This is a genomic window from Rhodoblastus sp., from assembly GCF_041915505.1.
Lineage (GTDB): Bacteria > Pseudomonadota > Alphaproteobacteria > Rhizobiales > Beijerinckiaceae > Rhodoblastus.
The window spans coordinates 1-13,264 of record NZ_JAYSBG010000002.1 but is presented as its reverse complement, the minus strand read 5'-3'; the positions used below and the strand labels follow the sequence as shown (position 1 = coordinate 13,264).

The 13,264-nt window shown below is 65.0% G+C and carries 12 protein-coding genes and 1 pseudogene; 3 read left to right on the top strand and 10 right to left on the bottom strand.

The window, feature by feature from the left end; all coding sequences use genetic code 11:
• Positions 1-76: 76 nt before the first annotated feature.
• From ACE3S9_RS00275 to ACE3S9_RS00235, 9 genes and pseudogenes are all read right to left on the bottom strand, one after another.
• Positions 77-760, bottom strand: coding sequence for a TetR/AcrR family transcriptional regulator (locus tag ACE3S9_RS00275; protein ID WP_374544421.1), 684 nt, complete (start codon positions 758-760; stop codon positions 77-79).
• Positions 761-974: 214 nt separating this feature from the next.
• Positions 975-1,472: pseudogene (locus ACE3S9_RS00270) on the bottom strand (cytochrome c biogenesis protein CcdA); the annotation flags it as partial.
• Entirely contained in the window at positions 1,367-2,149 is a 783-nt protein-coding gene (locus tag ACE3S9_RS00265) for a nitroreductase family protein (RefSeq protein ID WP_374544420.1), read from the bottom strand. The gene ACE3S9_RS00265 and the pseudogene ACE3S9_RS00270, both read right to left, overlap by 106 nt.
• Entirely contained in the window at positions 2,137-3,162 is a 1,026-nt protein-coding gene (locus ACE3S9_RS00260) for an ATP-binding cassette domain-containing protein (protein ID WP_374544419.1), read from the bottom strand. The genes ACE3S9_RS00265 and ACE3S9_RS00260 overlap by 13 nt, the downstream gene beginning before the upstream one ends.
• The gene (locus tag ACE3S9_RS00255; protein ID WP_374544418.1) at positions 3,159-3,863 is read right to left on the bottom strand and encodes a GTP-binding protein; all 705 of its coding nucleotides are present in this window, start codon (positions 3,861-3,863) and stop codon (positions 3,159-3,161) included. The genes ACE3S9_RS00260 and ACE3S9_RS00255 overlap by 4 nt, the downstream gene beginning before the upstream one ends.
• Entirely contained in the window at positions 3,854-4,939 is a 1,086-nt protein-coding gene (locus ACE3S9_RS00250; RefSeq protein ID WP_374544417.1) for an ABC transporter substrate-binding protein, read from the bottom strand. The genes ACE3S9_RS00255 and ACE3S9_RS00250 overlap by 10 nt, the downstream gene beginning before the upstream one ends.
• The gene (locus ACE3S9_RS00245; protein ID WP_374544416.1) at positions 4,927-5,961 is read right to left on the bottom strand and encodes a hypothetical protein; all 1,035 of its coding nucleotides are present in this window, start codon (positions 5,959-5,961) and stop codon (positions 4,927-4,929) included. Before ACE3S9_RS00245 ends, ACE3S9_RS00250 begins: the two co-directional genes overlap by 13 nt.
• Positions 5,962-6,103: 142 nt before the next feature.
• Positions 6,104-6,367, bottom strand: a complete 264-nt coding sequence (locus ACE3S9_RS00240; RefSeq protein ID WP_374544415.1) for a hypothetical protein — start codon at positions 6,365-6,367, stop codon at positions 6,104-6,106.
• Positions 6,368-6,463: 96 nt separating this feature from the next.
• The gene (locus tag ACE3S9_RS00235; protein ID WP_374544414.1) at positions 6,464-7,666 is read right to left on the bottom strand and encodes a Rossmann-like domain-containing protein; all 1,203 of its coding nucleotides are present in this window, start codon (positions 7,664-7,666) and stop codon (positions 6,464-6,466) included.
• A 352-nt stretch (positions 7,667-8,018) separates the two neighbouring features.
• On the opposite strand from ACE3S9_RS00235, the gene ACE3S9_RS00230 reads away from it, so the two are divergent.
• Genes ACE3S9_RS00230 through phnE form a run of 3 tightly spaced genes read left to right on the top strand, consistent with a single transcriptional unit; the run spans position 8,019 to position 10,586 of the window.
• On the top strand, positions 8,019-8,858 hold the full coding sequence (locus ACE3S9_RS00230) for an ATP-binding cassette domain-containing protein (protein ID WP_374544413.1): 840 nt from the start codon (positions 8,019-8,021) through the stop codon (positions 8,856-8,858).
• Between the two features lies 1 nt (position 8,859).
• Entirely contained in the window at positions 8,860-9,768 is a 909-nt protein-coding gene (gene phnD, locus ACE3S9_RS00225) for a phosphate/phosphite/phosphonate ABC transporter substrate-binding protein (RefSeq protein WP_374544412.1), read from the top strand.
• Positions 9,765-10,586 carry a phosphonate ABC transporter, permease protein PhnE gene (gene phnE, locus ACE3S9_RS00220; protein ID WP_374544411.1) on the top strand — a complete coding sequence of 274 codons (822 nt, stop codon included), beginning with the start codon at positions 9,765-9,767 and terminating at the stop codon, positions 10,584-10,586. Before phnD ends, phnE begins: the two co-directional genes overlap by 4 nt.
• Positions 10,587-11,187: 601 nt before the next feature.
• Here phnE and ACE3S9_RS00215 read toward each other — a convergent pair.
• Entirely contained in the window at positions 11,188-12,981 is a 1,794-nt protein-coding gene (locus tag ACE3S9_RS00215) for a DEAD/DEAH box helicase (RefSeq protein WP_374544441.1), read from the bottom strand.
• Positions 12,982-13,264 lie beyond the last annotated feature (283 nt).

The window sequence follows — 13,264 nt, the reverse complement described above, 5'->3', positions numbered from 1 at the left end:
AACGTTCGGTACAATAAATCGCAATGGCGGCGCCCTCGTCAACGGGCCTAAAGGAGGAGAGGCAAGATCGCGTCGATCACGACGAGGGCAGGAGAAGCGGTCGAAGGTCCTGAAGCGCGGCATCGAAATGGCCGCCGTCCTGGGTTGCAAGCGCAACGACAAGGCCGCCTTGTACGTTCCGGATGACCGAAGCCGCGACGGTCGTCGGCGATTTGACGCCGAGCTTGGTCAGGCGGCCGGCAAGCTCCTTGATCCAGAAATGCATCAGCGCGGAAACCCGAGTGGCCACCGGCGGCGGGCAATCGTGTAGCGTAAGACTTGCAAACACGCAGCCAACGGCGCCGCCGCAGTAATATTCCTTCAAGCGTCCGAGGAAATGCTCCACACGCAGGCTCGGGTCGCCATCGCCGCCCAGCCGCGCCATCAGGTCCTCGCGCAGAAAAACCTCCGCGAGGTCGAGAACCGCCAGCGCCATCTCTTCCTTGCCGCCCGGAAAGTAATGATAGAGGCTCGATCGACCCAGTCCGGTCTCCTGAGCGAGGATGCTCATTGTCGCGGCTTCGTATCCGTAACGGCGAAAAACCTCCGCAATCGGGAACAAGGCGCGAACTCGACCGCTTACATGTCGGCTCGGCTCCGGTTTCCGGGCCGCTTGGCTCTTCTGGGCGCTATTGCGGGTCAACACGTCAGTCCGGTGCTTTTGCAATGCTGACAACATAAGCGAAAACCCGGCGCGTGCGCCAGTTTTGTTCATGCCCATGGTTTGACTGCTGCTTTCCCGCGTCAACGGTCGTTCGGCCGCCCCGCGCTTCTCTACCTGTTCATCGTTACGGATCGATCCTCTCACGGGCAATCGTCCGCGCCATCGCCTCGAAATGATGTCCATCTGCCCCGCAGCAACCGCCCAGCACGCGCATTCCAAAACGACCACGCAAGCGTTCGAGCCCGTCGACGAAAGCCTCGGGCGGCTCGGTGACGCGACCGGACATCCAGATCGCCAGAGCCAGAAACACGAATCCAAAGGATTGTTTGGCCTTCGCCAGCCAGGGGCCGGATTTCGGCGTCAGACCCGCGCCGATCACGCCGAAGGCGATCAGCGGGAGCCCCATGCCGAGGCCGAGAGCGAACAACGCCAAGGCGCCGCGAAGGAGATCGCCGGTATCGGCGATGTAAATCAGGGCTGCCGCGAGCGGCGGCGTGACGCAGGGTCCAACGATCAGGGCGGCCCCGAAGCCAAGTAGTGCAGCGCCCGAGAGTGATCCACCCGCTCGCGAGGTCGCTCTCGCGACCTTCCGGCTCCAGGAGCCGGGAAGCTGTATTTCGAACAGACCAAACATCGACAGCGCCAAGGCCACGAAGAGCACGCTCATCGCCAAGACAGCGGCAGGGGTCTGCAGGACGAGTTGAAGATTTTGTCCGGTCCACGCGGCGGCGATGCCGACAGTCGCATAAGCTGTCGCCATCGCCAGGACAGGCGCGAGAAGGTGAGCGCATAGATATCGTCCGGCAAAACCGTGTTGTAGAAGGCGAGATAAGCCTCCCACAAAGGCCGCCATGCGGCGTGATCGCTCGCGCGCAAAATTTCGATTCTCATGGCGCCCCTCACAAGCGCCGCGCCGGCGCCGGTGTCCGGCGCCGGCGCGGGCGGGTAGGCCTTGGCGGCGCTGCCAAGATAGAGAAAGCCGACGATGCGATCCGGCGGCGCGAGACCGAGCAATGCGGGAAGATGCTCGTCGTGCATCGGCCAGCCCGAGCGCCAGACGCCGGCCAAGCCAAGTGCGAAAGCGGCCATTTGCATGGCCATGACGGCGCAGCCGGCCGCAAGCTGCTGCTCGAACAACGGCACGATCTCGCTGGCGCGCGCCTTGGCGACGACGACGATCACGAGCGGCGCGCGCAGCGGCATTCTGGCCGCGCGGTCGCAATCCGCCTGCGGCCGTCCCGAGGCACAGGCCGCCTGCTGCATCAGGGCGCCGAGCCTTTCGCGTCCGCCGCCTTCGGCAATGATGAATTCGAACGGCTTGAGGTTCTGAAAATCGGGAACGCGCAAGGCGGCGCGCAGGATCAGTTCAAGCTGCTTTTCGTCCGGACCGGGCTCCTGCAAGGCGTGGCAGGACTGGCGTTCCAGCAGCAATTTCAGCGCGTGCATGGCAAGGTCCCGAAGGAAGCGAATTCGGCGGGCAGGCTCTCCAGCCGCCTTCCGTGGCGCAAAGCTTCGCGCAAGTCGCCGATAAGCCGGTCATAATGTTCGAGCGCCGCGAGATGGGCGCGTTCCTGCGGCCCGGTCTCGATCACATCCGCCACGGCGCCGGACGCAATGACGATGCGGCGGTCGCCATAAAGGGCGAGGATCGGATCATGGGTCGACATGAGCACGATCTTGTCGCTGGCCACCAGCAGCTCCAGCGCCTGCCTCCGGTTGATCCCGGCATTCTCGATCTCGTCGATCAGGACGATGGGCGAGCTCGACAGCAAGGCGACGTCGGCGATCATCAAAGCGCGGCTCTGGCCGCCGCTGAGCTGGGTCAGCGAGGACGAAGCGGAAAATTGCTCCCCGGCAAGGCGATTGGCGCAAGCGATCACTTCGGCCGCCGCCTGTTCCGGCGCATCGACCACGCGGCATTCCGCATGCATAGCAATGAAATCGCCGACGGTGAGATCGACGACGAAATTCATGTTCTGCGATAATTGCGCGACGAGTTTTCCGCTCGCGGCCCAGCGCCGCGCCGGATCGGGAACTTCGCCGTCAATGAGAATGCGGCGTCCCGAAGGCGTGTCGCCCTGGGCGAGGCATTCGATATCGCCGAGCAGGCGACTCTTGCCGGAACCGGTCGGGCCGACAATGCTCACAATGGCGCCCGGACGCAGGACGAGATCGAGATTTTCAGGTCGCCCCGCCTTGTCGCGGCCGCCGCAAATGCGCAGCTCTTTCAAGGCGGGGGCGGGTGTGCGCAAAAGTTCGGCCTGCGCGGCGAGATCGAGCAGGTGCGATTCAAGCCGGTATCGGGAAAAGCCAAGCTGCGTCAACGCCCTTTCGTCAAGCGAGGCGAGCCAGTCGGCGAGCGAAACCTCGGGCTTCGGCGCGACGCCGATCAGCGCCGCGATGGCCGGATTGAGTCTTTGCGCTTCGTCGAGGCGCAGCGAAAGCGGATGTGCGCTCATCCGTGAAGCCCGGATTCAGGAAAGCGCATCTTGCGGACATTGCCGCGCTGATGGGCTTCTCCGATGCAAGTCTCGCCGATGCAATAGGAGCAGATCGCCGAAGGCATCGGAAAACGCAGCCGCCGCCCGTCAAGCGTGGCGAGATCGGGCGCGGAACGCATGTGGAAGGCCAATTCGCCCGAGCCCTGCCCGGTCAGGCCGTTGAAGACGACGATCTGCGCCTGCGGATTGGCGCGCCAGACATTATGCGCGAAAACCTCGCGCTCCGCCTGCGAAACGATATCGCCCTTGGTCACGGCGACCACATCGGCGAGCTTGAGCATCGGGCCGATCTTTTTCGGCGTGTGGACGCCAGAGAGATTGTCGACCACGCAGACGGCCAGAGCCCCCTGCACATGTGGCGAACAGCGGTTGCAGAGGCCGGCGCTCTCGGCGATCAGCATGTCGGCGCCGAGGCCCTCGGCCCAATCCAGGCAATCGTCGATATTGGAGATGAAATAATGGTCGGGACAGACCGAACCGGCGAGACCCGCCGCCACGGGCAGGCCGGCCCGGCGATAGAGCACATCATCGTCGGTCGAGAGGCAATCGAATTTGACCACGACGATCTTGTGGCCCTCCGCGCGCAAGGCGATGGCGGTCTTGAGAACCAGAGACGTCTTGCCGACCGAAGGCGGCCCCGCGACCGTGACTACGCGCATGTCAGGACTCCAAGGTCGATCCGTTCGGTCGCGGCGTGGAACAAGGCGTCGACCCGCTTGATCTCCGCCGCCGCCGCGCGGGAACGCAGGAAGTCCCAGCCGGGCCAGAACAGCCTTGCGCCCGGCGGCAGTTTGGCCCCGCCGCCCGGCGCCAGCGACGGATAAAGATTGTGATCAAGCCAGCGCGCCGTCCCGGGCGCGAAGAAATGATCTGCAAGCGGCGCCACCCGCACCCGATGCGCCGCCTGCGCCGTCATCCAGAGCGGGAACGCCAGGGCGCCCTCGCGCGGCCAGACCACCTGCGTGCGGTCGCGGCGCGGACAGAGATCGGCCAAAGCCCAGGGCAGGATATAGATCGCCGCAAGGGAACTGGCGGTCCCGGCGAGGCGCGGCATTTGCGCCGAATGGGCAAGGCCCGCAAGATTGCCGAGAATGGCGCGATAACGCCGCTCGCCGAGCAGGCGCGACGCCGTGAGCAGGAAAAACTGATTATAGGCCCCCCAGCGGCCGGCACCGCGCGGACGCCAGCCCGACAAGGCGATTTCGCCGCGATAGACCGGATCGGCGAGATCGGCCCAGCTTTCAGGGATCGGTCGCGCGCCGAGGCGGACGCGGTCGACCAGCATGACGAAAGGCGCCGCCGCATAGACGCCAATCCAGCCGCGCGGATCGATCAGTCCCGCCTCGACAAAGGCCGCCACCGCGCCCTGGGGCTGCAGGCTGGCGAAGGCGCCGCTTTCGACATGGCGCGCATGAAAGGCGCGATTGAAGGCGTTGCCGTGATCGCTGGAGACCAGCAATTTTGGAAAGTCATCCAGTTCACGAATGAATCGCAGGCGGTCGAATGGCGTGCGGCCGCCATGGCCCATCGGCATGCAGCATTTCAGCCGCTCGTCGCCGGCAAGGCGGCGGAGGCGCAGGAGCTCGGAAAGATCGTCGCGCATTTTCATGCGCAGGGACGCCGGGCAGGAGCCGAGAAAATCCCAGCCGCGCGCCGAGGCCCGCGGCGTCAAAGCGTCGCCGAAGGCGCGCGGCGGCGGCTCGGTTGCGAGGGCGATGGAGGTCAGCGCACCCATTTGCGCGCCTCCACCATGCGCGCCTGCCGGCGCACCGAATATTCGACAACATGGCCGAGCAGATCGGCCTGGCTCAGGCCCTGCTGCAAGGCCGCGAGGCAGATGGCGCCGCTGCGGCCGATGTGGCAGCAGATGTTGAATTCGAGAAAGACGCGCTCGCCGGTCCGGTCGTCGAAACGGTAATCGAGGCGCAGATAATCCATCGGACCCGCCGCCGCCCAGAGCGTGCGGGCGTCTTCGGCGAAGGCGCGAGCGGCGGCACCGACATCGTGCATGCGATAGCCGAGCGGATCGTCGCGCTTCAGATCTTCGGTGACGATTGCGCCGGAGCGGTCGGAGCAAGGCCGCACCGGGTTGAGAACGAGCGGCTCGTCGGCGCCGATGACCGGGAGGGTCACATCCACGCCCCGCGCATAGCGTTCGACCAGCACCGCCATGCCGCGCGCGAAAAAGCGCTCGGCGACACGCGCGGCGCCGGCCCAATCGTCCTGGATCGAGGCGTCCGTGACGCCTTCCGAGGCCGCGCCAAAGCGGTTCTTGACGAAATAGGGCCCGGCGAAAGGCGGCGGCTTCGTAAGGTCGTCGGCACGCGCGTAAATCGCGCCCTCGGCGACTGGCAGGCCCAGGGCGCGGACGAAATTCTTCGTTATCCACTTGTCTTCGGCGAGCGCGCGGATATTGGGCTTGGCGCCGATATGCGGCAGGTGGAGGAATTCGCAGGTCGAGGCGACGAAAACCTCCGGATTGTCGATCGGCATGCGGTTGTAGAGCGAGAACACCAGATCGACATCCTGCGCCACGGAATAGAGCGCGCGGCACTGGTTCGACGTGGCCACGCGATAGCCGAGCCCACGCAGAACCTCATAGACGCGATGGTAATAGGCCGGGTATCCGCCATCGCCGGGATAGGACGCAACGGCGTAATCGGGCGCGAGCGGCGCCGAGCGCGCCAGCAGCAGGATGCGCGTCGCCGGAGCGGCCGGCGGCTTGAGGATGCTTTGCCTCAGATCGTGGGTGGCCATGGCCCGCCTTCCCTCCGTTGAAAATCCTTCTCGCAAATGCCGCGCCTGACCGGCGATCCCGCTGTTCGCGAGCCGGGCGCCGCCCTTTCGCACCGGAACGTGCAAATGCCGTTCAAAATCGTTCGTTCGCGGCCTGCATCCTTCAAGCGATTTCGTTCCCCGCGACCAGCGCGAGAGGCGCCGGGCGCCCAGCGGGGGCGAGATGGGCCGCGCGCAATTCGGCGGCGCGCTCGCGCATGGCCTCCGCCAATTGCTCGACACCGGCGTCGAAGGACGCGGCGCGCAATCCGGCGGCCGTCAGGGCGTCGACGGCGCCTTCCGCGAGCAGCAAGGCGATGAACTCAGGGCCGCAGCCTTCGAGCCGCATCGCGGCGATACAGGTGTTCAACAGAAATTCCGGACGCATGGCGGTCTCCCTTCGATGGATCGGATGCTTCCGATCGCGGGTGGAAACGGCTCATGCCGCATCGGACGCCCGGCGAGCCGGGCGTCGAAACAAACCTTAGCGCCGGGACGGCGCGAAACTGTCGCCACGAAGATGGATGTAGCGCCCGAACCGGGCGAAATCCTTCGGCGTCGCGCCAGCCTCGACAGCCCGCGCAAGGCCCTTTGGATCGCGCGCCACAAAGCCGCCGAGCACGGCCACACCGTAATCGTGCAGGCGCGGACTCAGCGGTGTCGAGGGGCCGATCAGCGCCACGGCGCGATGGCGCGCCAGTCTCAGGATGCGGGTGAGACTGCGATTGATGAGGGCGGAGGAATTGACGATGGCACCGCCGCATCCCGGCAGCAAGGTCTCCATCGCCGCCGTCGGATATTCGCCGGGCCGCGGATCGGCCTCGATGATGGCGCAATCGGGCAGGATGGAATCGGCTCCAGGAAAGGCGCCGATCACGACGACGGGCCCCGGCGCCGAGCGGAAGCCGCGAACGCCATTGCCCGCCGCCGCTTCGAGATCATAGGCGTTGTAATGGGCGTTGAGAGCCGCAACGCCGAGCGCCGCCTCCAACGGATTCCAGGACTGGCAAAAACGCGCGAGGTCGCGCAGCGACAGCTTCGACAATTCGCTCAGGCGCGGCAGATAGGCGAGGCCGGCGCCGCGGGGGCCTTCCACCATCAGCCAGCGCGGGCCGCAGACGATGCGCCGCGTTTCGGCTTCGGCGACTCCCAGCACGAGATCGTCATAGAGGCGGTCCGCTCCCCACCATTCCCAAAGGGCGCGCCCGTTGGGCGCGATCATCGAGCCTTCCTGACGAACGAATTGATGCCAGTGGTGGATGGCGCCGCCCGCTATGGCCGAGAGCAGCGGCAGCGCCCGCCCGGGGCCCGCGCCAACGGGCAGGCCGGACGCCCGCGCGGCTTCGGTGCAGGCGGGGAAGCGGCCAATCGCGAAAAGATCGGCGCGACCCTTCAGGGCGGCGGCGAGATGGGCAGGCGCCGAATCCGGCGTCTCCACGAATTTTTCGCCGGTTGAAAGATCGATGGACTGCGGCGCGGCGCCGATGGCCACGGCGCCCAGCCGCGCATAGCCCGATACCACAAAACCGCGCTGGCGCAATTCGGCGGCGAAATCGACGATCAGCCGATCGACGATCACCGCCGGGTCATGGACGATCACGCCCGGACGCAGCCAGTTCGGCGCTGGCGCCGGCCTCGGCGGGAGGCTTGTGGCGCGGGAGGGTGCGAGGCGACGACTATCGGGCATGGCGGTCCACTTGATCGACAGGACCACAGCAATCGCCGGGCCAGAACGTCGCGCCCCGCAATTCCGGGCGATGGACCGCGACCGGTCTCGCGGGATGCGTTCGCGCAGGAACGTTCGATCGACGAAAATGTACATTCCGGAAATGTCCACGAAGGCCGGGCGAGGCAAGAAGCCCGGCGGCGCGCGGATTGACGCCGGCTGGCGCCGATCCTGCTAATTCACCTTCGCCGACTGCCTCCGCGCAGGACGCCCCTGTCGCCCGCAAGAGGCGACCGACCGCGGTATGAGCCGTTCTCGAATCTGGAGCCGACGCCGGAAAGCATTTCTGGCGGCGGGTCGCCGTGGAGACCTCATGACCGGACTGTCGCACTCTCTTCCCCTTCTTGCGCGCGGCGCCGCATTGGCGCCCGCGCGCAGCCGGTCCGGCGCCTGCGACACACCCGTGGCGCTGACGGTCGAGGGGCTCTCCGTCGCGCGCGGCGGCCGTTCGATCCTGCGATTCGTCTCTGCCCGTTTCGAGCGCGGCGCCGTCACCGTTCTGGTCGGGGCGTCTGGTGCCGGGAAGACGACCTTGCTCAATGTCCTCAACGGCCTGCTCGAGCCGGATGGCGGCGCCGTCGCCGCGCCGGGGCTCGGCACCCTTCGTCATCCGGATCAATGGGCGCTGCTGCGGCGCGAGACCGCGACGATCTTTCAGGATCATGCGCTGATCGGCCGGCTGGGCGCATTCGACAATGTGCTGCTCGGCCAGGTCGACGCACGTCATCCGCTCTCGCCCTTGCCGTGGCCGAGACGGGCGCGCGAGGACGCCGCGAAAGCGCTCGCCGATGTCGGATTGCTCGACCGCGCTTTCGACCGCGTTGAAACGCTTTCGGGCGGCGAGCGGCAGCGCGTCGGCATCGCCCGCGCTCTAGCGCGCCGTCCGCGCCTGCTGCTCGGCGACGAACCCTTCTCCGCGCTCGACCTGCCGCTCGCGCGCCGTCTCGGCGCCGACCTGCGCGCCCTCGCGATCCGCGACGGCGTCGCCGTCGTGCTCGCTCTGCATCAGATCGCTCTGGCGCGCGCGCTGGCCGACCGCATCCTCGGCGTCAGGGACGGCGCAATCGTCTTCGACGGCCCGACCAACGCCTTCGACGGCGTCGCCGAAGAGCGGGTTTTCTCATGCTCTGCAACCGCTACTGGAAAGGTCTGAAATGAGACGGCTTCTGAACTCCCCCTATCTCGCCTGGGCGACGATTCTCTGCGCCCTGCTTTTCGTCTTCGCGGCCCATGCGCAGACGCCGCGGCCGTCCAAACTGGTAATCGGTCTGCTGCCGGGCGAATCCGCGCCGACCGTGATGCGCCTCAACGAGCCCTTGCGCGCCTATCTCGAGAAGAAGTTGAACATGCCGGTCGAAATCGTCGTGGGCGCCAATTATGCCGCGACCTCGGAAGCGCTTCGGTTCGGGCGGCTCGACATCGCCTATCTCGGCCCGGTGACCTATATCCTGCAATCGAAATTCTCGCCGCTCGAACCTTTCGCCCGCCCCGCCCATCCGGTCGTGGGACCAACGTTCAAGGCCGTGATCATCGTGCCTTCGGACAGTCCGGCGAAATCACTGGCCGACCTGAAGGGCGGCGAAATCGCCTTTGGCGATCCCGCCTCGACCTCGGGCACCTGGGTCCCGCGCTGGCAGTTGCTGCACGCCGGCCTCATTTCCGGCCACGATTACACCATGCGCGTTCTGGGCGCCCACGATGCGGTCGCCCTCGCCGTCGCCAACAAGAAGGTCGCCGCGGGAGGGCTTTCCAAGCCAATCTACGACCGCCTGCTCCGGGAGGGAAAAATCCCATCCGACAAGGTGCGCATTCTCGAGGAATCGCCGCCAATCCCGGAATATATGTGGACCTTCCGCGACGGCCTCGACCCGGCCTTCAAGGAAGAGATCCGGCAGGCCTTCATCCATGTCGACGATCAGGCGGCGCTCGCGGTGTTCCGGGCCGAGGCCTTCATTCCCTCCGCCGATCCCGACGTCGATCGCGTGCGCAACTGGATCGCCGCCATTCAGGCCGTGAACGCCGAAACCGCCTGGGCGCCGGGCGACGTCAAGCCGACGCCATGACAGAGGCGGCGACCGCCCTCTCCTATCACAGGCTTGCCGGCGAATGGCGCCGCCGGCAAGCGCATCGCCTGGCGATCGTCCTCACGGCGGCGGCGACGATCGTCATCGCCTTCGCTTACGCCGGCGCGCTGGATTTCGCCCGCTATGCCGATGCGCTGCGCGTCATCGAGCAATTGGCGCGGGATTCCTTCCCGCCCGATTTCTCACGCTGGCGCGAATGGGGCCGTCCGCTGCTGGAAACCGTGGCGACAGGCATTGCCGGAACGGCGCTCGGCGGCTTCCTCGCCTTGCCCCTGGCGGCGCTCGCCGCGCGGAATGCAGGCGCGCCATTCTGGTTCAACGAAGCCGTGCGATTCGCGCTCGCCTCCGTTCGATCCTTGCCGGGGCTGATCTGGGGCGTGATCTTCGTCGCGGCCGTCGGGTTCGGCCCCCTGCCCGGCGTGCTGGCGCTCGGCGTTCATTCCACCGGCATGCTCGGCAAGCTCTTTTTCGAGGCGCTGGAACATGTCGATCCCGGCCCCGGCGCGGCCATGCGCGCCCACGGCGCATCGAAACTCGGCGTCTTCCGCTTCGCGTTGCTGCCACAGGCCCTGCCGCGATTGATGGACGCGTTGATCTACCGGCTCGAACACAATCTTCGCGCAGCGACAACCCTAGGCCTTGTCGGCGCCGGCGGCTTCGGCCTCGAGATCGTCACCGCCTTCCACCTGTTCGAATATCGCGAGGCGGCGGCGTTAATCCTCGTCCTGCTCGCTCTCATCACGACGGTGAACACTTTAGGCGCGGCGTTACGGAAAATGTTTCTCGGCGGCCTTTGAGAACTGACCGTTGGGCCCGCGCTGTTGTTCCTACGATGAATAATTGCGAAATTGGATTTTTACGATCGTCCCAAATTCAACTTCTGCTCTCGAACAGGCCCAATCCGCGCATTAGGCCATCCAAATAAGGTATCGATAATTGGTGGTGATCATTACCCTCAAAAGTTGTCCCGCAGAATGCTGCAGTAACGTGCAATAAGGACCCGTTATTGCACGTTACGTCCTCGCTCAAAAATGCAACATATTGGAATTTATCAATTTTTCCGCGCCGTCAATCACGACGACAATCTCGCCTCGCCGCGCGCCAAATTCACTGCAAAGTCACCCGTCCGCCGCGCGACGGCGTCTGCGGCGCCCTGTCCATCCGATGCCGTGAAACGAGTGTTTTTCTGAACTCCAGGCCGTGCCACCTACCGTGTCATCGCTCCTGTCGTCGCCCTTGTTGCCACGATAGAGGATCCGCCAAAGCCAACGATCATCAGCGCCGCACCAAGCGATCCAGCGTGAACTCGACATTTCCAAACGTCCAATTCCACGAGACGAAAAAATCCTCGGCCTTCGACGTTTCCAGCGCCTTTGACGCATCGAACACTTCGAGACGTCAACCCAACGCCTTCAGGCGTGAAGTCTCCGCCGCGTCTTCAATGTCGCCACGCAAACCCTTGAGATATGCGCCCATCACGTATTGCGACGCCTCGGCCTTGGTGCGAATGCAAAACAAGCCTTCTTTCACCTCCACGAGGCAGCCGCGGCGATCGGCCAGGTCCGTAAAGGGATGGCGCTTGGGCAAATAGAATGGTGCGGTCCGCACTGTGCAAAAGGACAAAATCCTGGCGAACCACGCGTGAGACGCGAGGCGCTCGACGTCCAGCTCCTCTTCGTGAAGGGACCTGACGACCATGCATTGCACGCGCGACCGCGACCAACCCACGTTCACCTTGGCTCGAACCGCCGGCGACGAGAACGGACCCAGCGTGCGCGGCAATCGTCCGTCCACCTTGCGCCCATAGGTCATGCCGACGAGGATCAAATCCCGCTCCTCGCCCTGCACCGCATCGATCGTGCGAATGAACAACGGTTCGCCCGGCACAACGAACGACCCCTCCAACGAACGCCCCGACTTCGCAAACTCCCGACGCGCCATCCGCGACACCAGGTCGCGCTGCGCCTCATTCATCACAATCACGCCAAGGCTCAGCCGATCGCCCGCCCGTGACGCCAGATCGATCATCTTGACGATCTCCGCCGCCTCAAACCGGTTGACGACGCCGGCCGGCCCCTCCTCGACCGTCACGCCATCCAGGCGATGAAGGAACAGACCCAAGCTACGATTGATCGCCGGCGACGGCGACGTCATCAAACGGCGGCCATAAGACAAAGCATTCGACGGATAAATCAAATCCGCATGCTGCGAGCGATAATGATGCGTCAACCGCATCTCCGGTACCCCCAGATCAAGCGCCCGGGTCAAAACATCCGCCAGGCGCAGGGTCCTCGCCGCCTTGGCCGTTGGCAGATAGGCGCGCAAATTCGGGCCCATTTGCCGGGAATCCCCGACCACCAGCATCCTTTGCGCCCGCGTCGCCAAAGACGCCGCATTCGGCAACGGCGCCTGGCCAGCCTCGTCAATAACGAGATAATCAAAGGTCTCCTGTGGCGGCAAAAACCGCGCCGCAACCGCCGGCGTCGTCAAGACGATCCGATCCTCGCCGCCGCCATCCGATTTCCCAACAAAAAGACGATGCGCAACGCCGGCCTTCTTCAATCGCGCCGAAACCACCTCGATCGCAGCAACCTTCTCCGCCGCAATCAAAACCCGGCGGCCATCATGCGCCAGATTGGCGGCGACATTGACAATCGTCTGCGACTTGCCCGTGCCAGGCGCCCCCTGAACAACAAGGGTCCGGCCATGACGCGCCACCAGAATCACCGCATCCTGTCCCGGATCGGCCGGCACGGCATTCCGATTATGGCCATGGATTTTCCACTGCTCCTGCCGGACATGCGGCAGGGCCAACGACCGCAACGCCCCAGCCTCCAGTATATAAGGACGCTTCTCGTCATCGAGCGACTGCGCCAAAGCCAGCTTCATCGTGGCGAAAACGCCCAAAACCACGCGGTCCTTCCATCCGACAAAGACCGCATGCGGATCAGACGCCACCGCGACGCCGGCCGCATCCGAAGCGTCAAAGCGCGCTTTGGTGGCGGCAAAACGGCCTGCGAGAACCCCTTGCTCGGTGACGCGGTCGTTGTCGAAGAAGCGATAAGCGGCCTTTGTTGCGGCCCAATCCAAGCACGCCGCAGGAACCGGCTTTCCTGGCGCCGCCAACATGCGCGCAGCAATCTGTTGCAGGCGCCGCGCAAGCCGCTGATCCGGAAGCGCGCCTCCGTCCAGCTTCCGAGGCCTTCGCCCGAGCGACCGCCAACTCCGCTTTGAGCGCGGCGTTTTCTTCGGCAAGGGCGAGGCTGGCGGCGTCCATGATGGGCAGTGAATCATAAATCGCGCGATTTGAGACGCCCCAAAATGCGCTCCGCCCAAACTTTTTTCGCTTAGGTCCTAAACTCATAAACGGGATTCCCGCGACCGCGAAAGAATGATTCAAGGTTCCCTGTGATTCTGGGGGCTTTGATGACGCGTCGGCGTTTTGAACTGACCGATCGGGAATGGTCGATCATTG